Origin of the sequence: Vibrio sp. St2, from assembly GCF_947311885.1 — a bacterium.
Classification (GTDB): Bacteria; Pseudomonadota; Gammaproteobacteria; order Enterobacterales; family Vibrionaceae; genus Vibrio; species Vibrio coralliilyticus.
The window spans coordinates 720,788-747,750 of record NZ_CAMZNA010000002.1 but is presented as its reverse complement, the minus strand read 5'-3'; the positions used below and the strand labels follow the sequence as shown (position 1 = coordinate 747,750).

Sequence of the window (26,963 nt, the reverse complement as noted above, 5' to 3'; positions counted from 1 at the left end):
CAGTGGAAGTCGTGCTGAATTTACTTAATGTGGCTGCGGAAATGCTGTGCGACTGCTTGAGTCGCTTTCTCTACATGCACGGGCACATCATAAAAATCGAATTGCGAAACGCCCTCCAACCAAATAGCACTTACGTTATCTTTGGCATTTGCCAGATACTGATGCGTCCCATCAGGTAAAGCCATGTCCTCAGAAGCAACCAATAAAATAGGTTTGTCCTGTTCTGCTGCACCGGAAACCGCATCATAAGTTAACCAGCCTTTCCAAGAAGCGACATTGAACAGATTGTCATATTGAGCCACTTGTCCACGATTGGCTTCTGTGTAGTATGGCGCTTGGTACATTAACGCATTCTGATTTGTCGTACTTGCTGCTTCAATGTAGACTGCTTGCTCACCTTGTGCAGCGTCTTCACTTAACTGAATGAGGTTTTGAACACTGGCTTCGCCGCCATAGATAGCGTTCGCTAAGTCGGCGTTGTGTAGCCAAGGAGCGACAGCCGCCGCAGCTCGGATGTGCGGGTTTGATTCTACTGCATCCAGCATGTAGCCAGAGGAGGCGCAAATACCCAGTCCAAAAATGTTTGAGCCATCGATATCTTTGCGTTGAGCGAGTGAATCAATAACCGCTCGTATGTCTTCTATTTTTCTTGCAGGTTCTTCCAGATATTTAACTTCATCCAGCGACTGACCCCAGCCTCTGAAGTCAAAAGTAATAGCGGCAAAACCTTGTTTAGTTAGAGCTTCGGCGTAAACCGCGGGCATCTGTTCTTTCACTGTTGTCCAAGCACCAGTGACAATAACGACGGGTGGTGTCTGTTTGATTTCTTGAGGAAGATACAGGTTGGCGGCCAGTGTTCCGATTTGAGTATTTAGAATGATAGATTTCATGAGCATGCTCTTTATTTGGCTGACTAAATAGTATTTTCAGATGCTTGATACATCTACGGTAGAAAAGATAACCAGAGCCCCGGCTCGAAAGCAGGGACTTCTTGGTGATTAACTCACGACAGGTGCCACAAGATAATTGTGGATAAGAACATCACCTTGTGTGTCGAAGCTTACTTGCCAAGTTTCGTCGACCAAAATGTTCACCGACTGACCGACAAAGGTGGAATCAGGATAAGTGTCTGCCAGTAAGCGGACTCGTAGTTTTACGTCAAACTTATCGCCATTGGGCATGACTTCGATTTGCTCTACCAAGTGTTGACAGTTGGGTTTAAATGTTTCTAATGCAATTCGATACCAATCACGAAATCCCTCATGACCAAGGAATTGTCCTTCAGGCATTGAAAGGGTGAGGTCTCGTGCAAGATGGCGCGTAAAGAAATCGCTGTCCTCTGGTAATACGTCAAATCTTGCAAACCATTCGGTGATAAATTTATTAATTCGTGTTGTTGGTGAAGTCAGTAGTTCCGAAATTTGCGAACACAGACGCTCTGCATGATTTTTTGCGCGCGCTTGAACATCCTCCAACTCGTTATATACGTTTGGAATGTAAACCATGCGATGGGTGTAGATAGGTTGACGGTAGTTCATTCCAGCAAGATAAGCGGTTTGCTGCAAAGGATGAAGCATCTGCTCAACCGTGAAATGGTTGTAGCCCAGCGGGTCATAGCTTTCAGCAGGGCCGCCTACAGTAAAGGATAAGATGAAGTCTTTACCTTTCAGCTTGTCACCCTCAGGCCCATAAGCGAAGTTGAAACTGAAGACATCGTCGATCCATTTCTTCATTAACGCGGGAACCGCATACCAATAGAATGGGAACTGAAGCACAATAACATCCGCTGCTAACATCGCTTGTTGTTCAGCGACTACATCAATTCGATAGTCTGGGTAAAGGCTATCGAGACAACGTACTTCCACATCATTCAAATTGCTTTGAATCTGCTCCAAAATAACGGTGTTGGTATAAGAAGCGTTAAGATCAGGATGACCTGAAATGACTAATACTTGGCTCACGATGGTTCTCCCGTTACTGAGCAAAAAATGCGTTAAAGAAAGCGTCAGAGGTGTATAAATCACCTGAAAAATTTTGAACGCGTTTGATCTTACCGTCTTCAATTTGGTAGAGAAGAATCCAGTTCAGGTCGATATTTTCGTCGGCAGCCGTACTGAACCCACGGTGAGCATCAATGACATAGGTATCATTTGCCGCAAGAATCATGACTTCCGCTTTAAATCCTGCCTGCCCAAGTTTGCCAAAGAACTCGGTAAATTCGGTGATGCCGCGTTTTGTGCCTGCTGAGGAGTGGCGGCCGGGAATGTGCCATTCCACCTCTTCAGAGACATATTGTTTTATTCCTTCAAGGTCACCTTTGGCGTAAGCGGCGAAAAAACCTTGCACGACTTTGAGTGCTTCACTGTTTTCAGAGCCAGCTGCTACTGGGTTGTCGGGTTTTGGCCAAAGTTTGGCATTGTTAATCGCTTTGGCGTCTTGAATTGCTGACATGTTTTCGGCTCCTGACTGCGCTAACACGGAATTCGAAAAGGCGATAGTACTTGCTAGAAGAGCGACAGATTTGATGGTTCTGAACATGATTTCCTCACTCATTACGTGATTACTGTTGGTATGGAAATCAGTCTAAGAGAATTGATTCGTAATGATTAGATGGTATTTATCTAAATAATTGTTAGTCTTGAGCTAATAATTGGAGGGTTTGAGATGAATGGCACTATCTTCAATCAGTTAACGGTTTTTCATGCCATTGTGCGTGAAGGAAGTATTACAAAAGCGGCGCAGAAGCTTGAAATGGCTTCACCTTCTGTGAGTAATGCATTGAAAGCCTTGGAGGAACAACTGGGACTGCCTTTGTTTACTCGCACAACTCGACGTATTGAATTAACGGAAGCAGGGCGCTTGTTGCATCTGAGGACATCGGATTCGATGTCAGATCTGAGTTTGGCGTTTGAGAGTATCAGTGATCTTAGCAAAGTACCGTCCGGCAAAGTCAGGCTGACAACCCCAAGGTTTGTGTATCAATATCTACTTCAGCCTATATACGCGGAGTTCTGCCAGCGTTACCCCAATATTCAGTTGGAAATATCTATCTCTGATGCGGCAATTGATATTCTCAATGAAGGTTTTGATCTGGGTATTCGCTTTGGTGATCGCGTCGAAGAAGGCATGATCGCGAGGCAGTTGACGCCAGCGATGAGGGAAGCTTTGTTTGCCTCTCCGGAGTACATTGAGCAGTACGGAATGCCTGACACACCCGAAGCTCTCAAGCAACATAAACTCGTCCAGTATCGATTTATTTCTTCTAATCAACTTGCACCCTTAGAGCTTAGTAATCAGGGGGAACGATTAACGGTGGAAATGCCTCATGCCCTAGTTGTTAATGATACCGGGTTAATGCTGGATGCCGCGCTAAAAGGTTTAGGTATTGGCAGAATTGTCGATCCTATGGTGGAAGATCTATTTGCCTCTAAACAACTAGTACCAGTACTTGAGGAGTATTGGGCTCCTTACTCTGGGCTCTACGTTTATTTTCATAAGAACACCCAAAAAGCTAAACGTGTTCGAGTCCTGATTGACTTCCTGCTGGAGAAAAGCGCGTTATCAAATTAATGACACTGCTCGCGAAAGTGGCCCGGTGACACACCTTTCCACGAACTGTAGGCACGAATAAAGGAGTTAGACTCTTGAAAACCGAGAAGAAAAGAGATTTCCCCTAGAGACATCTGAGATTTTTCTAAGTAATGGTCGGCTAGCTCAGCACGCACATTTTGCAGCAATACCTGGAAGCTCTCTTTTTCACTGCTGAGCTTGCGCTGGAGTGTGCGCTTACTCATCGCTAGTTTTTCAGCAACACCTTCAATAGAACTGTCCCCACTTGGCAAGGCTTCTAAGAGAACTGCCTTCACGCGCTCAGCGGTTGAGGCGGACTGATCTAAGTCAGCTAATTTCTGGTTGAGTTTGGTTTCAAAAAACTCCCACATGGCTGAATTTGAAGTCAGAAAGGGACGTGCGGCGTCCTGCGCTGAAAAACGAATACTCACGCTTTTTCCTTTACTTATTGCACAGCCGAAATAGTCTTCATATAGAGACAATTTCTCAGGCAGTTCAGGCAGAGACAAGCGAGTGGGCTTGATGTTCTCACGGGTGGTGGCGCGTATGAGTTGCGTAAAGAATACTAACTCCATCAGTCCCAACGCACGAGGCAGTGGACCACGGTGGCCGTAACAGCTAGTGGTCAATTCGGTAAAGCTCTTTGCCTGATTGACTGTCAAAACCATCGGTCCTATCAGTGGCTTGTACTGGCTCAGACGCCTGAGTGCCACATTCATATTCGGGCTACATATCGCGGCGAAGACAGGAGCATCAAATGACTCCACTGAAAAGTTTTCCGCGAGTAACAATGGAACTTCACGCTCCCCGGCGGCTTGCTCCATTCCGTGACAAAGCTGGAAATATTCGTGAGGCGCCAAACTGGCGTGCTCACGGTTAAACAGGTCGGCGGGTAACTCTGCGAATTTGAGAACATCAGCAGGGTCAATTTGCATATCACTGAGCAGTAACTTCCAGTTGGGCGCAATGATAAATTTGTTGGCTCTTTTCATGGTGTCAGTTTTTTTCCATAAATTGACGTGACATTTTTAGCACAGTCTTACGTGGTAGTAGGGGGACCACCCAGTTAAGCATAAGCTTCAATCCTGTTTCATTAAAAGCGACCAACTCACCTTTTTCCATCGCCTTATAGCCACATTCAGCGACAGATCGCGGAGATTTGGCATTCTTCCACACATCGAGCCCATCTAAATCTCCTGCTTTAACAAAGCCGGTATCAACCGCACCAGGGCATAAAGCAGTGGCAGTCACATTGTATTCAGAGACTTCTTCGGCTATCGCTTGAGTAAATGAAGTAACATAGGCTTTAGTTGCGTAATAGACTGCTTGCAGCGGGCCCGGCATGAAGGAAGCGGTGGAAGAAACATTGAGAATTTTTCCGCGCTTGCGTGCGACCATATCTTGTAAAAAATGATGAGTAAGGTTTGTGAGTGTAATCATGTTCACTTGCATCATCGCTTGATCGGCACTCAATTCGCGCTCATGGAAAAGACCATGGCCACCAAAGCCAGCGTTGTTGATGAGGATGTCGATCTCAAGTCCTAACTCTTTAACTTTCTCGGCAATACGATCAGCGGAAAGAGGATCGGACAGATCTTCAGCAATGACATACACTTGCGTCTGATGTTTCGCTTCGAGCTCTTGTTTAAGCTCGTTAAGTTTGTCTTCAGAGCGGGCGACTAAAATCATATCTCGACCTTTTTCAGCGTGTATACGCGCTAGCTCTAGGCCTATACCGCCAGAAGCACCTGTGATTAATGCTGTTTCTATCATCTCTTTTTCCTCACTGTGACTGCCATTCTGCTAGGTTGCATCATGTCGTTGAGGAAATATTAAGCAATCTGATCGCGCCACGCACTGGCAGATAATGACAGCTTACTCGCGAATTGTGCCATCGAGTCTTGATCTGTATCGCGAAAAAACTCAGTGGTTTCTTCCCCTTAGCGGATTTTTTTCAACTAAATTGTATGTATGTGAAATTTTCTTATTGATTTCCCTATCTTGTTAACCATGGCGTAGCAATAAACGCCATGGATAGTTAGCCGGCCTATGCGAGTAGCGCTGAACATTTGAAGAAGTATTGCTGAGGTTAGAGATGGAGTTAGCAAATCAGATACAGGCATGGTTGTACGCTGGGCATACATCAGTCGCAATGCTGTTTGTTGGCATCATCCTGCTTTCTTATTTACTGGAAGACTTAGCCATCGTGACCGCGGCAACGCTCGCAGTACAAGAGCTAATGCCAATGAGTATGGCGCTAGCGGCTATCTTCGTTGGGATTGCTACAGGAGATCTTGGCCTCTATCTGATGGGGAAAAGTGCACAACGTGTACGCTTCCTACGATATCGAATTTTCCAATATCAACGTGTCCGTCAAGTGAAGAAGAAACTTCACCAGAGCGCGTTTATCACCCTGTTTATTGTTCGTTTCATTCCTGGCCTACGCACGGTGGGCTTCACGCTAAGTGGTTTTCTTGATGTGCCTATGATGCGATTTTTTGTCGCGGTGATTGGTGCAACAGGGCTTTGGACTGCTTTGATTTTTGGTTCCTTCTACCAGTTAGGCAGTGTGGCCTGGCTGAAAGAGAGTCACGTAAGCTGGGTGCTGATTCCGGCAGGTCTATGCTTAATGTGGATGCTCAATAAAATTATTACAAAAACATTCTTAAGAGGCTCTTATGACACAGCTCGCTAATGTCGAAATGATTCCACAAGGAAAGGTCAATGCGGGAATGCCAGTTCTCCATGAACCGAAAAGAGTCATCTCGCCATTTGAATTTTTACCAGCTTGGTTCGTTTATGCGCCTGTGGTTATCCAAAGTGCAGCATTAAGCCTGTATCACAGAGATTGGGCACTGCCGCTGATTGCTAACCCTGCGATCAAACTTAGCGGTATGGTTGGAGAATCCAAACACGACATTTTCAGCGCGGCTGGAGATATTACTCGCCAGTGGATTTTGCCTTTCATTACGTTGGAGAAATCTGACATCAACGAAGAGCAATTGTTTACACAAGCAAAAGAACAACTCAAACAACAAGGAATTACTTACCCTCTTGTGGCAAAGCCTGATTTGGGTTGCCGAGGGGTTGGGGTCAAGTTGGTGAATGGCGACCAACAACTCAAAGACTATATTGCTCAGTTCCCTTCTCAAGGACGATTTCTGTTGCAAGTTCGCTCAGACTACAGTGCTGAAGCGGGAATATTCTATGTCAGACAACCGGGAGAGGAGCGAGGCAAGGTTATTTCCATCACTCTTAAATACTCCCCACGTGTGACGGGTGATGGACGCTCTTCACTCAAGCAGCTGATTGAGCACTGTCCACGCGCAGGCAAACTCCAGCATTTGTATTTGCCTCGTCATAGTGAACATCTCGATGTGGTTATTCCGGAAGGGGACGAGTTTCAGTTGGCATTTGCGGGCAGCCATTCGCGTGGTTGTATCTTCCGCGATGGCAATCAATTCATAACGGAGGCTCTCGAACAAAAGCTGGACGAAGTTCTCGGTGATTTTGAAGGCTTTAACTACGGTCGTCTGGATGTGAAATTTAAAGATATCAACGCATTAATGCGTGGTGAAGCGTTCGACATTCTCGAAATCAATGGCGCAAGTAGTGAAGCTGCGCATATCTGGGACAGCGACACATCACTGTCGCATATCTTCAGTACGCTGCTTAAGCAGTACCGTTTGCTTTATCAAATTGGCTCTAAACACAAACAGCAAGGCCATCAAACGCCTTCTCTGGGTGCGCTATTACGGGCGTGGCGAGAAGAAAAATTGCTGACTCAGCTTTATCCCATGACCGATTAATAGCTCTGCGCAGGAAAAATGTTTATGAAGAATACTTCGACGCTTTCAGCCATGCTTGCTAAATCTCAGACTTCTCAGGCCGTTGTCGGCTGCATTGAGACGCTCAATCAGGGCTACGAGTTTTTAGAAACGCTGCAACCGGAAGATTATACTTATATCGCCCAGCCTCATGTGAGCAGCTCGATTGGTGAGCACTACCGTCATTGGCTAGACCTATTTCATGCGATTCGTTTGGACCGTGACAAAATTGATTACAACGTTCGCCGCCGCGGTCATAACGTCGAGCGAGATATTAATGTCGCTAAGCAGGAAATCGCTGAGCTGATTGAGTGGCTGTTTGGTTTACCAGCCAATGAATTACACCAGCCAGTACAAGTCGAAACAGAAGTGATGCTCTCTCAAACGCACGTTGAAGAAGTGACTTCGACCTTTGTCCGCGAAATTACCTTCGCCGCGCTCCACGCTACTCATCACTTTGCGATGGCGAAAGTCGTGGCATCGTTAAGAGGCGTGGCCTCAGATAGCCATTTTGGCGTCGCACCAACGACGGCAACTTACCAAAGGGCGCAGTAATCTATGTGTACATTATCTTGGGTTTACCATGGCAATAACCACTACGAAGTCTATTTCAATCGCGACGAGCAGCGTTCTCGCCTGCCAGCGCTTGAGCCACAAAGTCTGGTCATTGATGGTGTGCACTGTGTGATGCCGATTGACCCTGTGGGTGGAGGCAGTTGGATTTCCGCCAATGAACACGGTGTTACTGTGTGCCTACTTAACTTCTACCAAGGGAAGACACCAAAAGGTCCGCTAACCAGTCGGGGTATGATCATTAAACGTCTTGCTAGCAGTTGTTCCAGTCAGACTGTCGATGCTCGATTATTGGAAATGGAACTGACACATTTTGCACCTTTCACTGTGGTTTCTTTCGATACACGCAGAACAGCGAATGAAACCGTGTTATGGACTTGGGATGGGGAGCAGCTTACTCGTTCACATGCGTTTGCGCCGATAGTCTCGGCGGCTTTGCACTACGAAGAAGCCAGACAATATCGCCTAAGTTTGTTTAACGAATTAGTGTTGACGACGCCAGATGAAGAGATAGGTAAACGCTTTCATCAGACGTTTGATGACAGCTATCCGCACCTTTCTCCTCTTATGGAAAGAAATGACGCTCGCACTGTAAGTTTTACCTCAGTTGTCGTGTCTTCTACTAAACAAGAGATGAATTACCAATCAATCGACAATCACCGCAATGTTGATTTTCGAACGACACAAAGTTGTTTGAAGGCCGACGTTGTAGAACAAGGAGTCTTCAAATGAAGAAGTTATTTGCCCTTTTAATCATGTTAGTCAGTTTCCCATCTTGGTCAGCAGATAAAATTTACACCGGAATATTCAGCAGCAAAGCAGTGAGCGGTTATGACACGGTTGCCTATTTTACCGAAGGCAAACCTGTTAAAGGAGACAGCAAGTGGCAAGTCGAGTATGAGGGTGCTGACTGGTATTTCTCTTCTCAGGAAAATTTAGACAAATTTAAAGCAGACCCTGAGGCTTACGCTCCTCAATATGGCGGTTACTGCGCGTGGGCGATTTCAGCTAAAAACGATTTTGCGTCAGCAGATCCAAAACAATGGGCGATCGTCGACGGTAAGCTTTACCTGAACTATGACGCAGAAGTGAAAAGCTGGTGGGATGACGACCGCGCAGGTCACATCAAACAAGCTGACATCAATTGGCCAACTTTAGTTAACTAACAAGGACTTCCCTCTATGAAATTTTCTCCGATTAAGCATATTCCTTCAGCGTTTATTGCCTTTGTCTTTATTCAATCGTTGTTCTTTAAGTTCTCTGGCTCTTATGAAACGGACCATATCTTTGGCACGCTAGGGGAATGGTCAGGGATTGAATGGTTTGGTGTTTACGGTGGTTACTTAATTGGTTTTTCCGAGCTGATTGCCTCAATCCTGTTGTTTACTCGTTTACACGGTGTTGGTGCGGCAATGAGTGCAGGCATTATGACAGGTGCGATTTTCTTCCACCTATTCACGCCACTAGGCATTGTAATGCCTGAGTTCAACGCTATGGGTGAGATTGTTGGTGACGACGGTGGTCTGCTATTTGGTATGGCATGTATTGTTTGGTCGTGCGGTGTGTTCCTCTTCATCCGTGATGTGAAAACGGAAGGAACGTTTACCAACAACCTGCTAGCAAAAGGAGCTTAATATGTTGGATAGTCCTTTCAGATTGCCGCGAAAAACGCCGTTTGGTATTGGTGAGTCAATGGTGGAGTGGGCAACGGGTTTATCAACGCTCGACGCACTCTACAAGCAAGATATCTTGCCGGAAGACAGCTTTGAGTTTATGCAAGAAGCACTCAACCGAATTGGCACTCAGTATGAAGTTGATCATGGCAGTCTGGAAAATATCCCCGCCGAAGGTTCGGTGTTGATTGTGGCTAACCATCCGTTTGGTGGCATCGAAGGGATAATTCTCGCGTCTCTGATTTCTAAGGCGCGAAAGGACGTAAAAGTGCTGGCGAATGAACTGCTAAAACGCATTCCTGAACTGGATGATCTGTTCATTGGAGTGAACGTATTTGGTGGAGAACAAGCAAGACAGACCAACAGAAAAGCGATCAAAGAAGCCAATCAACACCTCAAAGAGGGTGGGGTGTTGATTATCTTCCCTGCGGGCGAAGTCTCCGCTTGGCAGGCAAACGAAAATAAAATCACCGATAAAGCCTGGAGTAAGTCTGTCGCCAAGTTTGTGAAGCATGCCGAAGCGACAACGGTGCCGGTTTTTATCAATGGTATGAACAGCAAGCTCTTCTATCAAGCGGGACGAATCCACCCTTTGCTGAGAACGGCGCTACTTGGACGTGAACTGCTCAACAAATCAGGGCAGACGATATCCGTATCAATCGGCAATGCTATCCCATTCTCAGAAATCAAAGGTTTTGAGGATGAAGAAGATATTACCCAGTACTTCCGCCTGAACACGTATTTAATGGGCAGTATGGGAAAGCCACAGACGTCTGCACTGCAGACGGATGATGCCGAGCCAATCATTGCCCCTGTTGGTGTTGCCACATTGGAGAATGAGTTGTCGCAGATTGAACAATACAAGCTCCTCGAACAAGGTGACTTTGATGTTTACTGCGCTCCAACGGATGTGATTCCACACATGATGGAGGAGATTGGCCGTGTGCGTGAAGAGAGCTTCCGTGAAGTCGGTGAAGGCAGCGGTTTATCGTGCGATATCGACAGATTCGACCCGCACTACCATCAGTTGTTTGTCTGGAACCGTGCAAACCAAGATTTAGTGGGTGCTTATCGCTTAGGTCTTGTGGATGAACTGATCGCTAAAGGTGGGATAGAGCAGCTGTATTCCACCAGCTTGTTTAACTATGACGAAGCGTTCGTTGATACGTTAGGCCAGTCGATTGAGCTTGGGCGTTCTGTGGTGTCGAAACAATACCAACGTAACATGCATTCCTTACTCCTGCTATGGAAAGGCATCGCCAAGTTTGTTGAGCGCCATCCGAAATACACACATTTATTTGGTCCGGTCAGTATCAGCAATGATTACAGCCCGGTCGCGAGACAGCTGATTGCATCGGTAATGTCTGTCCATTATTACGATGAAGAGAAGGCAAAGCTTGTGTCGCCAACCACACCACTAGAGAAAAGTGGTCAGGAATTCTGGCGTCCGGACATGCTGAGTTCATTGGCTGATTTACCGTTGCTCTCTAAAGTGCTGAGTCGCCTTGAGCAAGGTATGGGGTTACCTGTGTTATTGAGACAATACCTCGGAATGAACGGTAAGCTGGTTTGCTTTAATGTTGACCCTGCCTTTAACTTTGCGCTGGATGGCTTGATTGTTGTCGACCTGACTTCGGTACCAGTCAGAACATTAGGTAAATATATGGGGCGGGATGAAGCGAAAGCGTATCAAGATATTCATTCTGCACAACTAAGCAGTGAACAGTCTCACTAAACTCATCCATGAGTCTAAGCCGCGATAATCATCGCGGCTTTTTAATTGTCTATCGATATAGCTTTCGAGTATTAACCAGAAACAACCGAGCTATCCTAAACCTCAGCTTTCGCCATACAATCCTATGGTTGAAAGGGAAATTTATGCACAAATCTATTCTTCTTGTCGCTGCGCTCACTGCGTTTGCCGCTAACTCATTTTTCTGTCGGTTTGCTCTCGCAAATCACGCTATTGATCCAGGCTCCTTTACTTTGATTCGTTTGGTGTCTGGGGCGGTGACGCTATGGCTTATCTTAGCTTTCAGAGGCCAGATGAACTACCAATTTGTCAGCGACAGAGCCAGTTGGTGGGCTGGGGGAGCACTGTTTGGTTATGCGGTAAGCTTTTCATTCGCGTATACCCAGCTCACTACAGGGACGGGAGCGTTGATTCTATTCGGAATGGTTCAGATGGCACTGATTGCTTTCCATTTAATGACAGGTAACCGCCTTAAAATAGGTGAGAGCATTGGCATTGGTATTTCTCTGACGGGGTTTGTTGTGCTTATGTTGCCGTCTGCCGAGACACCCGATTTCGGTTCCGCTGCTTTAATGTTGATCTCAGGTATTTGTTGGGCTGGGTTCACATTGCTGGGCCGTAATACTGCCAATGCTGCTCAGTCGATAACTCATGGTTTTTTGGTGGCGAGCCTGATGGCTCTGATGCTCAGCCCTGCACTACTCTCATTGGAGTCCGTCACTGCGCAGGGAGCAATGTGGGCGCTACTGTCTGGGGTGTTCGCATCAGGGTTCGGTTACATTCTTTGGTATCAGGTTTTAAAGCAACTTTCCGTTCTTCAAGCTTCTGTTTCTCAGTTGGCGGTACCTGTGATTGCGTTTATTGCGGGTAGTTTACTACTTGGTGAAACGATTACTCTAAATGCAGTCATGTCGTCATTGCTGATTTTAGGGGGCATTGCGCTGATTTTTACTGCTCGTTTCAGGAGTTAACTCTCGTTTTTGTTATGTGTCTCAGTAACGCGCTGAAATCACAGCTAAATTATGGAGAAGAGATATGAATTTAATGAGAAGTAATCGATGAAAATCTGGATGACGCTGGGGCTTGCTTTAATCTCTCTGAGTGCTTTTGGACAGCAACCACCTGAGAGTGACAGTGCATTTATTGACGTTAATGTTACGCTGGAGTTGGACGGGATAGAGAAGTCCATCGATCAAACTCGTGCATCGTTGGATAATATTGCTGGCGCTCTCGATGGTATTGCGCACAGTGATAATCTGACTGAACAACAAAAGCAGACGTTGAGTGAGACTATTTCTAACCTCAATCAACTGGTCTCCATCTCCAGAGACTCCGTTGCTAGCTTCCCTGCCGCTATTCAGCACTCGCAACAAGTTGTCAGTGAAAAGAGTCAGCGATTCTTCGACGATTTGCAGTTTAAGATCGTGTTGATCGTCGCTTTGGTCGGTGTCATCTTGATCGCTGTCATCGGTGCTGTGTACTGGTTATTGCTAAGACCACTTCAGAGTACGGTATTCAGTGCAACACACAATGTGTCTCAGATGGCTAAAGCCCTTAAGGTGACCGCAGAGGCAGTTGAACGCTGTTCCAAGAGGCAAGAAGAAATCACGCAGCAACTCGCAGAACTCTCGGAGAAAGAAAAAGCCTGATTGAGCAAAAACAGGCTTTATTGTGGCTAAGATTTGTGTCTTTTCGCTATCAAGGTAAATTTGTAGTCGCTTGATTTGAAATAGTTACGGCTGTATTCAAAGACAGTATCGCCATGCAAATAGCCGCGCGTGCGTTTTTCAATAATTGGCTCTGCTGGATCTATACCGAGTTGCTTTGCGATCTCGTCAGGAGGAAGAACTGGAATGATCTCTTGCTCGCTGCGATCAATGACTAGCCCTTTTTGGTTTTCAATGAAGTCATACTTTGAGCCCTGCATCACCTGATAAGTGAGATCGGGAAACATCTCAGTCGGCATCCAGGTTTCTTCTACTGTTATGGGGTTGTCGTCGAGGAAGCGAACGCGTTTGATGTAGAATATACGCTCGCCTTCGCTGATCTCTAAGTGCTCAGCCATTGTCAAAGACGCGGATTGGATTTCAAATGCCAGTACGTCACTATGAGTGACACCATCAAGGTGAGCCCATTTTTCAGCAAAACTGCTTTGCTGGTAGATGTCGTAGTTAACCTTGTTCTCTTTTACGTAGGTACCACTGCCTTGAATGCTTTCAAGCTCTTCGTTCTCAATCAGTAGCTTTAAAGCTTGTCTTACTGTAACGCGGCTGACGGAAAACTCTTCCCGTAACTGCGCTTCTGTAGGTAGCGCTTCGCCAACCTTATACTCACTACTGCTTATTTTTTCTCGAATTGCGTCCGCAATTTGGCGATACATCGGCAATCTTGCCATGCTTACCTCTACACAATACAAATGACGTCATCATGATCTCGTTACAAACGAGAGGGCGGTGTTTGAACTATCATTTGAGTAATCTAATGCTGTAAAGCCAACATAATACGAATTAAGGTGCTTAATACAAGTATTAGTTTGTAAATGAATCAATGTTGATAATACAAAAATAATACATATTTTAATTCAAACGAGATCTTGATCGTGGATTGTTTGTATCTAAAAGGTATTATTATTCTCATTGTTGAACGGACAACAATCAATAAATGTGACAATGGGACAAAAGTTATGAATCTAACATCTCTTACCAACCCATCGCTGATTAACCTACAAACGACTTTTGACAGTCGTGATGCAGCGATTGAAGCGCTTGCCGAACAATTAAACCAACAAGGCAAACTGCATAATAAAGAAGAGTATCTGCAAGCGGTATTTGCTCGTGAAGAGCAGGGACCTACAGCCCTAGGCGAAGGACTGGCGGTACCTCATGGTAAAACTGACGCAGTAAAAGAAGCTGCTTTTGCAGTCGCGACACTAAAGCAAGACTTGAAATGGAAAGGTTTAGATGAGGAAGAAGACGTTAATCTTATCTTTCTGATCGCCATTCCAAATGCAGAAGCGGGCTCTACCCACATGCATCTGCTGACGGAGCTGACAACCACACTGGTTGATGACGATGTGCGTCAAGCGGTATTGAATGCTACAAATGTAGAACAAATTCTTGATCTGCTTGGCAAGCAAGAATCTCAAGAGGAATTTGAAGATAACTGTAAGACAAATAATATTGATGCTCCGACCATTGTGTGTGTGACAGCGTGCCCAGCGGGTATTGCTCATACCTATATGGCGGCTGAATATTTGGAAAAAACTGGCAGCAAACTTGGCTATAACGTTCACGTTGAGAAGCAGGGAGCAAATGGCATTGAAGACCGTTTAACTGCTGAACAATTGAACAAAGCCGTTGCTGTGGTCTTTGCTGCTGAAGTCGCTATCAAAGAAGTGGAGCGTTTCAATGGTATTCCACGTGTAGAAGTGCCAGTAGCAGAGCCGATTAAGCACTCTGAGCGCATCCTAAATGAGGCAATAGAAGCCGGTAAAGCGGGTCGCAGCTCTGCTGCAGTTGCGATGGAAGACAAGCCTAAAAAATTACCGCTAAAAACTGAACTCAAACAAGCGCTACTGTCTGGTATTTCTTATGCGGTACCTTTGATCGTTGCAGGTGGTACTGTTCTTGCGGTCGCTGTTCTCATCGCACAAATTTTTGACCTGCAAGATCTCTATGCCACACAAGATTCATGGTTGTGGATGTACCGTAAACTCGGTGGTGGTCTACTTGGTACTTTGATGGTACCGGTTCTCGCTGCTTACACAGCATACTCGCTGGCCGATAAGCCTGCATTGGGCCCTGGCTTTGCTGCTGGTATCGCTGCGAATTTAATCGGTTCTGGTTTCCTTGGTGGCGTAGTAGGTGGTTTGATTGCCGGTTATGTTATGCGCTGGGTGAAAGAGAATGTTCGCTTAAGCCCTGCCTTCAATGGCTTCCTGACTTTCTATCTGTATCCCGTTATCGGTACTTTAGTGGCGGGCTCATTGATGCTGTTTGTCATTGGCAAACCGGTTGCTTGGCTAAACCAAGGTCTTACGGATTGGCTAAATGGTATGTCAGGTACCAATGCTTTGCTTCTTGGCGCAGTCATCGGTCTGTTTGTGTCATTTGACTTAGGTGGTCCCGTCAATAAAGCCGCTTACGCATTTTGTCTGGGTGCCATGGCGAATGGTGTTTATGGCCCTTATGCTATCTTCGGCTCGGTAAAAATGGTTTCTGCATTCACAGTCACTGCGTCCACAATGCTCGCTCCGCGTCTGTTCAAAGACTTTGAAATTGAAACGGGTAAATCGACCTGGCTGCTTGGCCTAGCGGGCATTACCGAAGGTGCCATCCCAATGGCAATCGAAGATCCAATCCGTGTTATTGGCTCGTTCCTCTTAGGTTCAGTGGTGACTGGTGCGATGATTGGTGCGGCGGGCATTGGTCTATCGACTCCGGGAGCAGGTATCTTCTCCATCTTCTTGCTGCATGACTCTGGTCTTGGTGCCTTTACCGCAGCGGCTATCTGGTTCGGTGCTGCCATCATTGGTACTGCCATCTCTACAGTGACCTTACTTGCTTGGCGAGCCCATGCGGTAAAAAAGGGTAAGTTCGAAGCTCAGGTTGCTACTCAAAACTAACACTCAGTAATAAACAAACTGATGGGCACGGGATAGCTGTGCCCAAAATCAGTGAATTTGTATAAAAAACATTCCCTTGGTATTCAAAATTTCGTCACTGCTCAGCAGTAAATAGGTATACGACAATGATTACATCACGCGTTCATATTACTCCACACATGCACTGGGATCGTGAATGGTATTTCACTACAGAAGAGTCGCGAATTCTTCTGGTGAACAACATGGAAGAAATCATGCAGCGTCTGGAAAGCGATCCTGATTACAAATACTACGTTCTTGATGGTCAAACGGCGGTTCTTGAAGATTACTTCGCTATTAAACCTGAGAACAAACAGCGTGTTAAAGCCTTGGCTGAAGCAGGCAAACTGATTGTAGGCCCGTGGTATTCGCAAACCGATACCATGCAAGTGGGCGGTGAGTCGATTGTGCGTAACATGCTTTATGGATTGCGTGACTGCCTAGCTTTAGGCGAGCCAATGAAGATTGGTTACTTGCCAGATTCGTTTTCGATGAGCTCTCAGCTACCGATGATTTACAACGGCTTTGATATTGATACCGCCATGTTCTGGCGGGGCTGCTCTGAGCGCCACGGGACAGACAAAACTGAATTCCTATGGCAATCGAATGATGGTTCTGAAGTCATGGCGCAAGTTCTACCATTGGGCTACGCCATTGGTAAATACTTACCGCAAGATGAAGAGGGTTTGCGTGCGCGTTTAGACAAATACTTCCCGGTGCTAGAGAAACCTTCGGTGACCAAAGACATTTTGTTGCCTAACGGTCATGACCAAATGCCTATCCAGAAAGACATCTTTGAGGTGATGGACAAGCTACGTGAAATTTATCCTGAACGTGAGTTTGTCATGAGTCGCTTTGAGGAAGTGTTTGACCGTATTCGTGAAGAGCGAGACAACCTAGATATCATCAAAGGTGAATTTAACGACGGCAAATACATGCGTGTTCACCGTACCATCTCTTCAACGCGAATGGACATCAAACTGATTCACGCTGAAGTTGAAAACAAGATTGTAAATGTCCTAGAACCTTTGGCGTCAATTGCTTGGTCGCTGGGTTTTGAGTACCACCACGGCTTGATCGAAAAAATGTGGAAAGAGAGCATGAAGAACCACGCTCATGATTCGATAGGCTGCTGTTGTTCTGACAAGGTACACGCTGAAATCCTCAACCGCTATATTCTGGCTGACGACATGGCGAGCAATCTAATCAATTTCTACAAGCGTAAGATTGTTGACCATATGCCTACTCGCGAAGGTTGCGATAAACTCGCTTTCTTCAATCTTTCACCTTATCAGCGTGAAGAGGTGATCAACACCACGATTACAATTCGTGCTGAGCAGTTCGATCTGTTTGACGATAACGGTCAACCGGTCGAGTACTTTATTCAAGATCAGCGTGTGATTGATCCGGGGAAGATTGACCGCCAGATCGTTCACTACGGTAACTACGACCCGTTTATCGAGTACGATATTCAAGTCAAATATGCAGTGCCTGCGATGGGCTTTACCACTTTGCACGTTCAAGCCAATCAGCAAGGAAAAGTGAAAGCGATTGAGGCTCAGGGGGATGCGCTTGAGAACGAGTTCTATCGAATTGCTGTAAATGATAACGGCACACTGACCATTTTTGATAAACAGACAGAGATGACCTTTGACCAAGTTCTACGGGTTGAAGATGGCTCGGACGATGGTGATGAATATGATTACTCGCCATCACGCAAAGAGTGGCTGCTTTACTCAGACGAGTTCGATGCTCAAGTCGATATTAAGCACGAAGGTTTCCAGTCGGTTGCAAACATTCAGTTCCGTATGGAGGTGCCTGAAAACCTGCAAGAGCGTGAGGCTCGTAGTGGTCAAAATGGCTTTGTTGATGTCGATTGCCAAGTGGTTCTCAAACAAGGTTCACGCCGTATTGAAGTGCGGATGGAACTGGATAATCAAGCTAACGATCACCGCGTTCGCGTGCTTGCCCCTACGCCATTTGTTTCCCAGCAGGTAGTCGCTGACAACCAATTTGGCCTTATCTCTCGCCCAACCAACGATCCGGCAATGGCGGTTTGGGAACAAGAGAAGTGGAAAGAAGCTCCAGTGCCTGTGTACCAGCTAATGAACTTTGCTGCGGTTGAAAATCAAACGGGTGGGTTGGCGCTAATGACCAATGGCCTACGTGAGTTTGAAGTGATCTCAAGCCAAGGCAATGAGCAGCGAGACACGTTTGCGCTTACTTTACTGCGAGGTGTCGGCGTATTGGGCAAAGAGGAGCTCTTGCTGCGTCCAGGTCGTCCATCAGGTATTAAGATCCCAACGCCCGATTCACAAACGCGCGGTAAGTTAGTGTGTGAATTCGCTCTGTTTGGCTATGTTGGAAATCATATTGACGCCAATATTATGGCCGAAGCGCGCGATAACGTGACTCCGATTGAGTGCTACAACAAGATCCCTTACAACGCGATGAAGCTGAACGTAGGCGAGCAGGATAGACCGCTTACTTACTCATTGCTGAGTAAAGAACAGAAAGGCGCTGTTCTTAGTGTGCTGAAAAAAGCCGAAGACGAAGAAGCTCTGATTCTACGCGTTTACAACCCAGCAGAAGCTGGCGAAATCGAAGATAAAGTCTCGTTTACTTCCTCTGTGGCTTCATGGCGAGAAACTAACTTCGAAGAGAAAGTACGTGATAGCCAAGTGGCGCTGGAGTCATTCGGCACGCTAAAAGCCTGCCAGGCGAAAACCTTCCAAGTGAAATTTTAACTCACATATGTGCTCGCAGACGAGCGAGCACAGCCATGAGAGAGAACAAGATGCCGTTATTTAAACTTGATAATGTAATTCAAAATTACGCTTGGGGAAGTACGCAATCCATCTCAGAACTGTTTGGGATTCAAAACCCAAAAGCTCAGCCTCAGGCTGAAATTTGGATGGGGGCTCACCCAAGTGGTTGCTCAAAAGTCGCGGGAACAGGGATGCTTCTGTCAGACGTGCTGGTGCAAGACAGTACAGGTATGTTAGGGGATTACACAGCCGCGCGCTTTGGTGAACTGCCTTACCTATTTAAGGTTCTTGCCGCCGAAACTCCGCTGTCGATTCAAGTTCACCCAAGCAAATCAAAGGCAGAGATAGGCTTTGCACGTGAGAATGCGCAAGGTATCGCTCTGGACGCACCAACCCGAAACTACAAAGATGCAAACCATAAACCAGAGCTGGTTTATGCACTAACATTTTACAAAGCGATGAACGGCTTTAGACCAATCGAGCAAATCATTGCCTTATTCAGAGAGGCGAGCATTGCAGAACTCAGCTTTGAAGTTGAAGCATTAATGACAAACCCAAACAGTGAAGGTTTAGAGACTTTCTTCAGTGCGATCATGTCGCTGGCAGGTCAACGTAAACAGAGTGCGTTAGCACAGTTGGGTGCGGCGCAATCACGACCTACAAAAACAGCGATATGTCGTGAAGCTCTACAATACAGTCAAGAGTTTTCCCAGCACTATCCGGATGACATTGGTTTGTTTTCCCCCTTGCTACTTAATACGATTGAACTGGCTCCTGGTGAGGCGATGTTCTTACATGCAGAAACACCTCATGCCTATGTTAAAGGGACGGGTTTAGAGATCATGGCCAACTCAGACAATGTGCTGCGCGCGGGGTTAACGCCTAAGTACATTGATGTGCCAGAGCTTATCGACAATACAAAGTTCACGCCGATAGATCCAAGCACAATAAAAATGGAGCCAGTAGTCAAAGAGGGCAGATTAACTTACCCCATTCCTGTCGATGATTTTGGCTTTGATATCTTATCGGTAAGCGATGAGGTGAAATCGATTTATCTACGCAGTGCCGAAATTTTATTCTGCGTCGAAGGGGAAGCATACGTGCAGTCGAATGGTGAGCAGGTGCTACTTAAGCCGGGAGAGTCCGTGTTCGTCAGCAATAATTCCAGCGTTTACCAATATCAAGGGAACGGTATTTTGGCTCGTGCCTATAACTGATCCCCCGTATTAGGGTAGGCATTAGATACCGGAGCCTTCACTTGGCAGTTGAAGGCTCAATATTGGTTTGATGGTCGTAATTTTAGTTGAACAGCTCTGTTGACCATACCCGCCTTGGCGGGTTTTTTCTTCTGTATCTAAGGAGAGTTTAAAGCAGCTTGTCCTTAATGACTTCAAGGACGCCATTCTCTCGATTACTTGGTGCGCGGAATCGAGCGGTCTGCTTAATGGTGTCGTGAGCATTCTCCATCGCGTAGGAGTGATAGCTCTCTTTGAGCATTTCTAAGTCATTTAGGTAGTCGCCAAAGCTCATGGTTTGTTCATGACTAAAGCCAAGCGTTTGTTGTAGATGTTTAATGGCTGCGCCTTTTGAAGCCTCTGCATTCATCACATCCAGCCAGATCTTAGCACTCACCACCACTTGATGACTGTCGCCAAAGTGCTCGTTCATGGCGGGGAACACGAGTTCTTCAGTTCCATCGAAGTGGCAAATGGCGATTTTAATGAACTCTTCTTCAACGCTGAGTAGATCTTCAACATACTCGCAGCGGTGGTAATACTTGGCAAACTCTTCCAACGCGCGAGGGTCTTGCGTTTCGATGTAAGCTGAGTTTTTACCGCAAAGCACAATGTGTGTTCCACTAATTGTTCGTGCTTGCTGAATGATGGCTTCAATGGCACTGCCATCAATTGTGCAGCTGTAAAGCTCTTTGCCTTGGTGCATGACCAGCGTGCCGTTTTCAGCGACAAACATCATACGATCTTTAATTGGAGAGAAAGTCTCCATCAGGCTGTAATACTGACGCCCCGATGCCGCTGCAAAAATGATCTGTTTCTGTTCAAGCTGCTCGTACAGTTCGAAGAATTCAGGGTTTAGCTGGCTGTTTTCATCCAGCAGAGTGCCGTCCATATCGGCAGCGATGAATTTGATATCTGAAAGCGACATGTTGTGTTTACCTAAAAATGCAGAAAGCGAAAGGCTCGAAAAATGCTCAAGCGAATATCAGGTAAAGTACAGGAAAACGCAGCGATCTCAAGCAGAAATGCAGAGCAGGAGTCCGTCAGATTGTGGCCTGAGTTAGTCAGGCCACACAGTCTGAGAGAATTGTTTAATAATCTTGATAGGCCCCACTTTCTACCATCGCAGTCTGGAGCATTTTGTGCAGGCGCGATCCTGGCTTGAGGGGATTGCCATACTGACTGGCTAATACGCTATTTTTGATTGAGACCGACATATAGTAATTTACCGCAGTTACCAGTTTATCGGACTCTCTGCGTGTTACTAAGTTTTTCAGTGTTCTGACAGCGTGTTTGGATTGGCTGCTTTGTCGAAATTTAGTTGCGCCATCGTATTTCGCCAATGCACCTGAAATGAGGTTGATAAAGTAATTGTTGTCAGACACGTTATCTTCACCAATTACATAATCAAAGATAATCTCCGGATAAGCTTGGCTGGCACCAGTGATCATAAATTCATTGTTGCCACTGGATATATTCCAGAAGTTGTTGTTGGTACCTCTGGAAATGACCGAATCATAACCCAGCTCTTTGGCGTGATCTGAACTCACTTTTCTAAAATCATTCCTGGCAGATGTGAATGGAATCGCTTTATGGATAAGGTGAGGAAACAGTTTAGAGTGTCCAAGGCAAACTCTGGAGATTAGCGCTGTTTTACTGAATTTTCGGCCTGTATTATCTCTGCAAAAACAGCGATAGTCACCACACTGTGGACAGGTCGAATAGGTCATAATCTTCGAGAAATTGTCTGAGAAATATGCACCTTGACCAAGCATCCCATAGCAACCTGTTTTCGCATTTTTCTTCCCTAGGTCTGGTCTGAACCCTCCACCTGCAATTAAATCACCGATATAAGGTGAGGTGCCGTGAAAGAGCATCAACTCGCCATTTCTTCGATTAAGCACCGGTGCACAGAAGTCCGTATATTCTGTGTCATTTTGAAACTTAGACTGGAATTTGGTGGCACCAATTTTATTAGCTGAGTTTTCGCCAAGTGAGTAATTGGTATTGAGAAACGCTTTATATGTCGCTAGCAACTCTTTGTTATAGATGATTTTCAAAGAACGAATCGAGATATTTGCTGACTCTGGAGGTTTAACATCGCCCTTACCTTCTTTCATTCTCCGCGTCATTCTCGAAACGATCATTTCGCTATTTTGAGGGTTGTTTTTCATCTCATAGGCATAGTGCATACGAGCGTTTTCAGCAGTCGGCGAAACAACTTTTCTTGCAGAGATATTTTCGTTAACAAAGTCTTCAACGTGTTTAAGAAAAGGGTGACCACTTGTGAGTTCTAGATAGATATATTTGCCACTTTCTGGCGATTTCCAAGAAGTTTTAATCTCGCCCCAGTAATTTGGAAGCTCAGAGCTTAGATATTTTGCGTAATCGGTAATCATATTCTTCAATACCCCGTCTAGAACTTTACTTTAATCGGTATTTTTTAGATGCGTCTGCTTGCCTAGAGCACCACAGCTGTTGCTCATTTGTCAACCAGTCATTATGTGCGAATACTCCTACACAATATGAACAATAGCGCATTACCAAACCCAGTAAGGAATGAGTGATTCGCTATCAATATCTGGTTAGACCATTAATCCCAAGTAGGAGTATTTTGGTTTGCTATTCAAGGCTCCAAATCCTCTGTTCACCTGATCAGAAATTGGCTTGACGGATTAAGCGCAATATATACAATAAATATACACTTCGTATATAAGGCGTATAATATTGGGTATTGTCAAAATTTCAGATGAGCTGCATGAAGAGATCAGAAAAGCCAGCTCCGTGATGTCTCGTTCGATTAACTCTCAGGCAGAGTTTTGGATCAAAATGGGTATGTTGGCAGAGCTACATCCTCAGCTGTCGTTCAATCAAATTATTTCTGACCTGATGAAGTCGGCAGAAGTCTCAGCAGCCAATGTGGCATCAGCGGAAGGGGAAACGGTTGAATAACAGCGTCATCATCAAAACTGCGGCGGAAGCAGAGTTAATGCGTGAATCTGGTCGCCTGCTTGCTGAGGTGTTCCATATGCTTGATGGCTACGTGCAACCCGGCGTATCGACAATGGAGATTAACAATAAGGTGGAAGACTTTATTGTTAATGAGTTGAAAGCCCGCCCTGCCAGCAAAGGGCAGTATGACTATCAATACGTGTTGAACTCTTCGATCAATGAAGTGGTTTGTCATGGAGTCCCGAAAGCTTCCCAGTTTTTGAAACCTAAAGACATTATCAATCTGGACATCACACTGGAAAAGAACGGCTTCATTGCGGATTCAAGCAAGATGTACGTGATGCCTGAGGCCACTCCGTTAGCGAGAAAGCTTGTTGAAGTGACTTACACTGCCATGTGGCAGGGAATCAAACAAGTGAAGCCCGGTGCCACTCTGGGGGATATCGGTCATGCGATTCAAAGTTATGCTGAATCTCATGGCTACAGCATTGTCAGGGAATATTGTGGGCATGGTATTGGTCGTGAAATGCATGAAGAGCCTCAAGTGCTTCACTACGGAATGCCCAATCACGGGCTGACTTTAAAGGAAGGCATGGTTTTCACCATTGAACCTATGATCAATCAGGGAGCGGCGAGAGTAAAAACAAAGAAAGATGGCTGGACGGTGGTGACCCGTGATAAAAAGTTGTCCGCCCAATCTGAACACACAGTTCTGGTAACCAGTACGGGTTATGAAGTGCTGACGCTGCGAAATGAAGAGAAGTCCTGCGCTTAGCGTTGTGATAGAGTTGACTCGAGTGGGGTTACGTATCATTTGAGTCAATGTATTGGTTGCTTATGTATTTAATAAGTCGTTACACAACTCGACGTTTTAGCGCTTTACATCTTGCGCTAAGCAATGAACACTTCCCCCAAAGTAAATAGCAGCCGACATAATAGAGTTAGTAGGAAATTATGAGCAACACGACGGCGAAAAAGTCGAATCCATTATTTGAGATCCTTTTTAACGTATTCATCCCTTCATTCATATTGATGAAGTTTAGTGGTGAAGAGCACCTAGGCACGGCAATGGCTCTTGTGGTCGCTTTGCTCTTCCCTATTGGTTACGGCGGTATGGATCTTATCCGTAACAAGAAGTTCAACTTTATTTCCGCGCTTGGTTTTGTCAGTGTGTTACTGACTGGCGGCATCGGTCTGTTGGAGCTTGATACGCGTTGGTTGGCTCTAAAAGAAGCATTGATCCCTGGACTGATCGGCTTAGCGGTGTTGGGCTCTACTTTTACGCGCTACCCACTAATGCAGAAGATGCTCTTGAACGACACGGTTTTAAACCTTTCTTTGATCACCAAACGTCTTGAAGAGAACGGTAAATCTCAAGAGTTTGAGCGATGCCTGATGTCATCAAACTATCTATTCGCCAGTACCTTTGCGTTTTCTTCTGCGATGAACTATTTCCTTGCAACTTGGATTGTCACCAGCCCTGCAGGCACGCCTGAATTTAACGAAGAGTTGGGCAAGCTCACTCTGTACAGCTATCCAGCCATTGCGATTCCAAGCATGCTGATGATGTTTGGTATTTTTTATTACCTATGGCGTCAAATTCGAGCAATGACTTCCCTGGAAACCGAGCAGATATTCCATACCAACAAGTAGATCTCTCATCGGTAGATTCAAGCCGAAGAACATAGATACCCCCAACAAGCCTGAGCGGATAACCGTTCAGGCTTGTTTTATTTTGGCTGGCGTGAGCAATATTAGAGGTTGAAATATGAGCAGCTCAAGGATTGAAGCGGGTTTTCCTCTGATCGCCTAAAATGTAGAGTCTAACCCCGGTTAAGGTGTGGCTGCTTAGAGAATTACATGACTTTTAGCGAGTATTGCATAGATATTGCACTTTTCTTGTGAAAGAGATTCAAAAAAGGTGGACTTCGCAAAGCCGTTGTAACATCCTGCCACTCCAATTCATTCAACCACAAATAATGAGACGAAGTGCCTGCTGAAATGTTAATCAGCCTCCCGTATCTCATTAAAGTAGTAAGGAGTTCAACTTGAACCTATTTGTAAGAGATCTTACCGTTATCGATTCTTCATTCATTTGTGAACACAGAGGCATCGTGGGAGATAGTTGGATTTTAGATGCGACCTTGTCGGGTGAGCTCAATGAAATGAGCATGGTGTTAGACTTTGGCAAGGTAAAGAAGCAGATTAAACACCTCGTCGATCTGTATGTTGATCACCGTCTGCTAGTGCCGATGAAAAGCGCTGCTGTCGTTCACAACACAAGCAAGCCCGGCTATGCCACACTGGATGTCATGCGTGACAACAAAAGCATCCACCTTCAATGTCCAGACGAAGCTTACTGCTTGATTGATGCAGAAGCGATCACTATCGAAAGTCTGACTGAGCACGTTTATCACATCCTCCGTGATAATCTGCCAAGCAACGTAACTGGATTAGAAATCACACTTCGCCACGAAAATATTGCCGGCGCGTTTTATCACTACACTCATGGCCTGAAAAAGCACGATGGTAACTGTCAGCGCATTGCGCATGGTCACCGATCTCCGGTTGAAATATTGGTGGATGGTCAACGTGATAATGAGAAAGAAGCGGCGTTCGCAAAACGTTGGGAAGATATCTATTTAGGTTCAGTCGAAGATCAGGTATCCGTAACAAAGCTGAATTTGAGCCCACGCGCTCAAATTATCTCAGACGAGAGCCATTATGGTTTCCGCTATACTGCGCCACAGGGTGAGTTTGAGTTAGCTATCGCGAAGAGTGAAACCGAAATTCTGCCAACCGACACTACAGTCGAGCTGTTAGCTGGCTATATTGCAGATCAAATAAAGCCAAGCCTAGAGTCTAATCAATCCTTGCAGATCATCGCGTATGAAGGCGTGGGCAAGGGTGCCATGGCGTTCCGCTAATCGAACTAAGTCGCTTATAGCCCGCTGCGCGTTTCATTTATTACAGCGCATACTCGCTCAACGTTCTCGGGAGAGAAGGTTGAGCATCTCATCTGGCGGGCTTACCTATCTCTCTTTTTGACAGCCAGTGATTGGCTTTCACGCTAATGCCTTTCAAACTCAATGAGTTGCACTCGGCGCCTACCACCTTAATTTAAGCTTATACATTCATCTCGGTAAATCTTAGGCCGCAAGCTGTTTTTGTTTTTTCTATTTGTTATGTTATAACGTTTCGATAGTTGGCCTTGCTGCTATCAATCGATAACAGGCAAGGTTGTAAAAGGAATACGATACGTTTGCCGCATAGGAGGTCATTCAATGAATGCAGTTGTCGCTGAACCGATGGTCATCAGTACCCAAGATACGTCAATTGAGGTGCCCAGTTTCAGTTTAGGGGAGCAACCGACTGTGTTGGGGGACATCTATCAGGACGAGGTCAACATCGCGATTTGGCGACGTCACTTTGACCCGGCATTTTTTGATGATGTAAGCCAATTTGTAGCTGCAAATCCGAATCTCAGCAAATCTCTGACTCTATCGCCAGAATCGGCTTATGAAGCGCTAGATTACGCGACAGATGGCACCGCGCCTAAAAAGCTGTTAGAGAACATGGCTGAGCTGGTTGATATGTTTTGTTATCTGTTCGACATAGAGCAGGCTGGTTTGCGCTTAGCGACACTGAGCGGCGCTATGTGTCCACGTTTTCATGTTGACCAAGTGCCTTGTCGTTTAGTGACCACATACCATGGTGTTGCGACTCAATGGTTATCCAACCACGTACTCGATCGCACAAAACTAGGACGTGGCGCCAACGGACAGCCGGATTCAGTCTCTGGTTTATATCGTCAGGAGTCTGACATTCAGCAGCTTGTTTGCGGCGATGTTGCGCTGCTAAAGGGTGGACGATGGGAAGGCAATGAAGAGACAGGCTTAGTACACCGCTCACCTTCGAATGTGTCTGATCAACCAAGGTTACTGATGACATTGGACTTCGGCTAAGCCGC

At 45.8% G+C, this 26,963-nt stretch carries 26 protein-coding genes; 18 read left to right on the top strand and 8 right to left on the bottom strand.

From position 1 onward, the window contains the following. Positions 1 to 20: 20 nt before the first annotated feature. From QMA41_RS09865 to QMA41_RS09855, 3 genes are all read right to left on the bottom strand, one after another. Complete coding sequence (locus tag QMA41_RS09865; RefSeq protein WP_281629522.1) at positions 21 to 890, bottom strand: alpha/beta hydrolase; 870 nt, start codon at positions 888 to 890, stop codon at positions 21 to 23. A gap of 108 nt (positions 891 to 998) precedes the next feature. Continuing rightward, positions 999 to 1,961, bottom strand: a complete 963-nt coding sequence (locus QMA41_RS09860) for an NAD(P)H-dependent oxidoreductase (protein ID WP_281629521.1) — start codon at positions 1,959 to 1,961, stop codon at positions 999 to 1,001. 13 nt (positions 1,962 to 1,974) lie between these two features. Beyond that, the gene (locus QMA41_RS09855; RefSeq protein ID WP_281629520.1) at positions 1,975 to 2,538 is read right to left on the bottom strand and encodes a nuclear transport factor 2 family protein; all 564 of its coding nucleotides are present in this window, start codon (positions 2,536 to 2,538) and stop codon (positions 1,975 to 1,977) included. A gap of 126 nt (positions 2,539 to 2,664) precedes the next feature. Here QMA41_RS09855 and QMA41_RS09850 point away from each other — a divergent pair, with 126 nt between their 5' ends. Then, positions 2,665 to 3,570 (top strand): LysR family transcriptional regulator, encoded by a 906-nt coding sequence (locus QMA41_RS09850; RefSeq protein ID WP_021455300.1) that lies wholly within the window; start codon positions 2,665 to 2,667, stop codon positions 3,568 to 3,570. Here the strand turns inward: QMA41_RS09850 and QMA41_RS09845 are convergent. Together QMA41_RS09845 and QMA41_RS09840 are read right to left on the bottom strand one after the other, a co-directional pair. Next, complete coding sequence (locus QMA41_RS09845) at positions 3,567 to 4,562, bottom strand: AraC family transcriptional regulator (RefSeq protein WP_281629519.1); 996 nt, start codon at positions 4,560 to 4,562, stop codon at positions 3,567 to 3,569. The two genes, QMA41_RS09850 and QMA41_RS09845, sit on opposite strands and share 4 nt — an antisense overlap. Before the next feature lie 4 nt (positions 4,563 to 4,566). After that, positions 4,567 to 5,343 (bottom strand): SDR family oxidoreductase, encoded by a 777-nt coding sequence (locus QMA41_RS09840; RefSeq protein ID WP_031343434.1) that lies wholly within the window; start codon positions 5,341 to 5,343, stop codon positions 4,567 to 4,569. Positions 5,344 to 5,665: 322 nt separating this feature from the next. On the opposite strand from QMA41_RS09840, the gene QMA41_RS09835 reads away from it, so the two are divergent. The 9 genes from QMA41_RS09835 to QMA41_RS09795 all read left to right on the top strand — a co-directional run bounded on the left by QMA41_RS09835 (position 5,666) and on the right by QMA41_RS09795 (position 13,045). Beyond that, a complete protein-coding gene (locus QMA41_RS09835) occupies positions 5,666 to 6,265 on the top strand; it encodes a VTT domain-containing protein (protein ID WP_006961789.1) in 600 nt (199 codons plus the stop codon). Beyond that, positions 6,249 to 7,379 carry a D-alanine--D-alanine ligase gene (locus tag QMA41_RS09830; RefSeq protein ID WP_281629518.1) on the top strand — a complete coding sequence of 377 codons (1,131 nt, stop codon included), beginning with the start codon at positions 6,249 to 6,251 and terminating at the stop codon, positions 7,377 to 7,379. Before QMA41_RS09835 ends, QMA41_RS09830 begins: the two co-directional genes overlap by 17 nt. Before the next feature lie 51 nt (positions 7,380 to 7,430). Next, positions 7,431 to 7,952 carry a hypothetical protein gene (locus tag QMA41_RS09825; RefSeq protein WP_172853709.1) on the top strand — a complete coding sequence of 174 codons (522 nt, stop codon included), beginning with the start codon at positions 7,431 to 7,433 and terminating at the stop codon, positions 7,950 to 7,952. A gap of 3 nt (positions 7,953 to 7,955) precedes the next feature. Beyond that, positions 7,956 to 8,702, top strand: a complete 747-nt coding sequence (locus QMA41_RS09820) for an NRDE family protein (protein ID WP_040122062.1) — start codon at positions 7,956 to 7,958, stop codon at positions 8,700 to 8,702. Then, positions 8,699 to 9,136, top strand: coding sequence for a YHS domain-containing (seleno)protein (locus QMA41_RS09815; RefSeq protein WP_006961785.1), 438 nt, complete (start codon positions 8,699 to 8,701; stop codon positions 9,134 to 9,136). Before QMA41_RS09820 ends, QMA41_RS09815 begins: the two co-directional genes overlap by 4 nt. Before the next feature lie 15 nt (positions 9,137 to 9,151). Then, entirely contained in the window at positions 9,152 to 9,604 is a 453-nt protein-coding gene (locus QMA41_RS09810; protein ID WP_038160379.1) for a hypothetical protein, read from the top strand. Position 9,605: 1 nt separating this feature from the next. Further along, positions 9,606 to 11,378, top strand: coding sequence for a GNAT family N-acyltransferase (locus QMA41_RS09805; RefSeq protein WP_165579833.1), 1,773 nt, complete (start codon positions 9,606 to 9,608; stop codon positions 11,376 to 11,378). A gap of 143 nt (positions 11,379 to 11,521) precedes the next feature. Next, a complete protein-coding gene (locus QMA41_RS09800) occupies positions 11,522 to 12,367 on the top strand; it encodes a DMT family transporter (protein WP_281629517.1) in 846 nt (281 codons plus the stop codon). Between the two features lie 87 nt (positions 12,368 to 12,454). Next, a complete protein-coding gene (locus tag QMA41_RS09795) occupies positions 12,455 to 13,045 on the top strand; it encodes a hypothetical protein (RefSeq protein ID WP_040122059.1) in 591 nt (196 codons plus the stop codon). Between the two features lie 26 nt (positions 13,046 to 13,071). Here the strand turns inward: QMA41_RS09795 and QMA41_RS09790 are convergent, their stop codons facing one another. Beyond that, positions 13,072 to 13,791: a GntR family transcriptional regulator gene (locus QMA41_RS09790; RefSeq protein ID WP_281629516.1), complete on the bottom strand. Its 720-nt coding sequence runs from the start codon at positions 13,789 to 13,791 to the stop codon at positions 13,072 to 13,074. A 288-nt stretch (positions 13,792 to 14,079) separates the two neighbouring features. Here QMA41_RS09790 and mngA point away from each other — a divergent pair, with 288 nt between their 5' ends. The 3 genes from mngA (at position 14,080) to manA (ending at position 20,023) form a co-directional block, all read left to right on the top strand. Further along, positions 14,080 to 16,020, top strand: coding sequence for a PTS 2-O-a-mannosyl-D-glycerate transporter subunit IIABC (mngA, locus tag QMA41_RS09785; RefSeq protein ID WP_281629515.1), 1,941 nt, complete (start codon positions 14,080 to 14,082; stop codon positions 16,018 to 16,020). 125 nt (positions 16,021 to 16,145) lie between these two features. Continuing rightward, complete coding sequence (gene mngB / locus QMA41_RS09780) at positions 16,146 to 18,785, top strand: mannosylglycerate hydrolase (protein ID WP_281629514.1); 2,640 nt, start codon at positions 16,146 to 16,148, stop codon at positions 18,783 to 18,785. A gap of 50 nt (positions 18,786 to 18,835) precedes the next feature. Beyond that, positions 18,836 to 20,023: a mannose-6-phosphate isomerase, class I gene (gene manA, locus QMA41_RS09775; RefSeq protein WP_171351562.1), complete on the top strand. Its 1,188-nt coding sequence runs from the start codon at positions 18,836 to 18,838 to the stop codon at positions 20,021 to 20,023. A gap of 148 nt (positions 20,024 to 20,171) precedes the next feature. On the opposite strand, the gene QMA41_RS09770 is transcribed toward manA, so the two are convergent. Further along, positions 20,172 to 20,969: a Cof-type HAD-IIB family hydrolase gene (locus QMA41_RS09770; protein WP_281629513.1), complete on the bottom strand. Its 798-nt coding sequence runs from the start codon at positions 20,967 to 20,969 to the stop codon at positions 20,172 to 20,174. Between the two features lie 163 nt (positions 20,970 to 21,132). Next, the gene (locus QMA41_RS09765) at positions 21,133 to 22,440 is read right to left on the bottom strand and encodes a hypothetical protein (RefSeq protein WP_006961766.1); all 1,308 of its coding nucleotides are present in this window, start codon (positions 22,438 to 22,440) and stop codon (positions 21,133 to 21,135) included. Positions 22,441 to 22,768: 328 nt separating this feature from the next. On the opposite strand from QMA41_RS09765, the gene QMA41_RS09760 reads away from it, so the two are divergent. The 5 genes from QMA41_RS09760 (at position 22,769) to QMA41_RS09740 (ending at position 26,958) form a co-directional block, all read left to right on the top strand. After that, complete coding sequence (locus tag QMA41_RS09760; protein WP_006961764.1) at positions 22,769 to 22,993, top strand: ParD-like family protein; 225 nt, start codon at positions 22,769 to 22,771, stop codon at positions 22,991 to 22,993. Next, a complete protein-coding gene (gene map / locus QMA41_RS09755) occupies positions 22,986 to 23,768 on the top strand; it encodes a type I methionyl aminopeptidase (protein WP_281629512.1) in 783 nt (260 codons plus the stop codon). The genes QMA41_RS09760 and map overlap by 8 nt, the downstream gene beginning before the upstream one ends. 179 nt (positions 23,769 to 23,947) lie before the next feature. Next, entirely contained in the window at positions 23,948 to 24,646 is a 699-nt protein-coding gene (locus QMA41_RS09750; RefSeq protein ID WP_019276295.1) for a VC0807 family protein, read from the top strand. Between the two features lie 395 nt (positions 24,647 to 25,041). Then, the gene (locus tag QMA41_RS09745; RefSeq protein WP_281629511.1) at positions 25,042 to 25,920 is read left to right on the top strand and encodes a 6-carboxytetrahydropterin synthase; all 879 of its coding nucleotides are present in this window, start codon (positions 25,042 to 25,044) and stop codon (positions 25,918 to 25,920) included. A gap of 381 nt (positions 25,921 to 26,301) precedes the next feature. Beyond that, positions 26,302 to 26,958, top strand: a complete 657-nt coding sequence (locus QMA41_RS09740; protein ID WP_281629736.1) for a DUF1826 domain-containing protein — start codon at positions 26,302 to 26,304, stop codon at positions 26,956 to 26,958. The last annotated feature ends 5 nt before the right edge of the window (positions 26,959 to 26,963 follow it).

Excerpts from the sequence above, each read along its gene's own strand:
- QMA41_RS09790 (WP_281629516.1), bottom strand. The coding sequence starts at position 13,791 with ATGGCAAGATTGCCGATGTATCGCCAAATTGCGGACGCAATTCGAGAA.
- QMA41_RS09865 (WP_281629522.1), bottom strand. The coding sequence starts at position 890 with ATGAAATCTATCATTCTAAATACTCAAATCGGAACACTGGCCGCCAAC.
- manA (WP_171351562.1), top strand. The coding sequence starts at position 18,836 with ATGCCGTTATTTAAACTTGATAATGTAATTCAAAATTACGCTTGGGGA.
- QMA41_RS09835 (WP_006961789.1), top strand. The coding sequence starts at position 5,666 with ATGGAGTTAGCAAATCAGATACAGGCATGGTTGTACGCTGGGCATACA.
- QMA41_RS09820 (WP_040122062.1), top strand. The coding sequence starts at position 7,956 with ATGTGTACATTATCTTGGGTTTACCATGGCAATAACCACTACGAAGTC.
- QMA41_RS09740 (WP_281629736.1), top strand. The coding sequence starts at position 26,302 with ATGGTCATCAGTACCCAAGATACGTCAATTGAGGTGCCCAGTTTCAGT.
- QMA41_RS09810 (WP_038160379.1), top strand. The coding sequence starts at position 9,152 with ATGAAATTTTCTCCGATTAAGCATATTCCTTCAGCGTTTATTGCCTTT.
- QMA41_RS09800 (WP_281629517.1), top strand. The coding sequence starts at position 11,522 with ATGCACAAATCTATTCTTCTTGTCGCTGCGCTCACTGCGTTTGCCGCT.
- QMA41_RS09805 (WP_165579833.1), top strand. The coding sequence starts at position 9,606 with ATGTTGGATAGTCCTTTCAGATTGCCGCGAAAAACGCCGTTTGGTATT.
- QMA41_RS09840 (WP_031343434.1), bottom strand. The coding sequence starts at position 5,343 with ATGATAGAAACAGCATTAATCACAGGTGCTTCTGGCGGTATAGGCCTA.
- mngB (WP_281629514.1), top strand. The coding sequence starts at position 16,146 with ATGATTACATCACGCGTTCATATTACTCCACACATGCACTGGGATCGT.
- QMA41_RS09855 (WP_281629520.1), bottom strand. The coding sequence starts at position 2,538 with ATGTTCAGAACCATCAAATCTGTCGCTCTTCTAGCAAGTACTATCGCC.
- QMA41_RS09795 (WP_040122059.1), top strand. The coding sequence starts at position 12,455 with ATGAAAATCTGGATGACGCTGGGGCTTGCTTTAATCTCTCTGAGTGCT.
- mngA (WP_281629515.1), top strand. The coding sequence starts at position 14,080 with ATGAATCTAACATCTCTTACCAACCCATCGCTGATTAACCTACAAACG.
- QMA41_RS09750 (WP_019276295.1), top strand. The coding sequence starts at position 23,948 with ATGAGCAACACGACGGCGAAAAAGTCGAATCCATTATTTGAGATCCTT.
- QMA41_RS09765 (WP_006961766.1), bottom strand. The coding sequence starts at position 22,440 with ATGATTACCGATTACGCAAAATATCTAAGCTCTGAGCTTCCAAATTAC.
- QMA41_RS09770 (WP_281629513.1), bottom strand. The coding sequence starts at position 20,969 with ATGTCGCTTTCAGATATCAAATTCATCGCTGCCGATATGGACGGCACT.
- QMA41_RS09830 (WP_281629518.1), top strand. The coding sequence starts at position 6,249 with ATGACACAGCTCGCTAATGTCGAAATGATTCCACAAGGAAAGGTCAAT.
- QMA41_RS09815 (WP_006961785.1), top strand. The coding sequence starts at position 8,699 with ATGAAGAAGTTATTTGCCCTTTTAATCATGTTAGTCAGTTTCCCATCT.
- QMA41_RS09845 (WP_281629519.1), bottom strand. The coding sequence starts at position 4,562 with ATGAAAAGAGCCAACAAATTTATCATTGCGCCCAACTGGAAGTTACTG.
- QMA41_RS09850 (WP_021455300.1), top strand. The coding sequence starts at position 2,665 with ATGAATGGCACTATCTTCAATCAGTTAACGGTTTTTCATGCCATTGTG.
- QMA41_RS09825 (WP_172853709.1), top strand. The coding sequence starts at position 7,431 with ATGCTTGCTAAATCTCAGACTTCTCAGGCCGTTGTCGGCTGCATTGAG.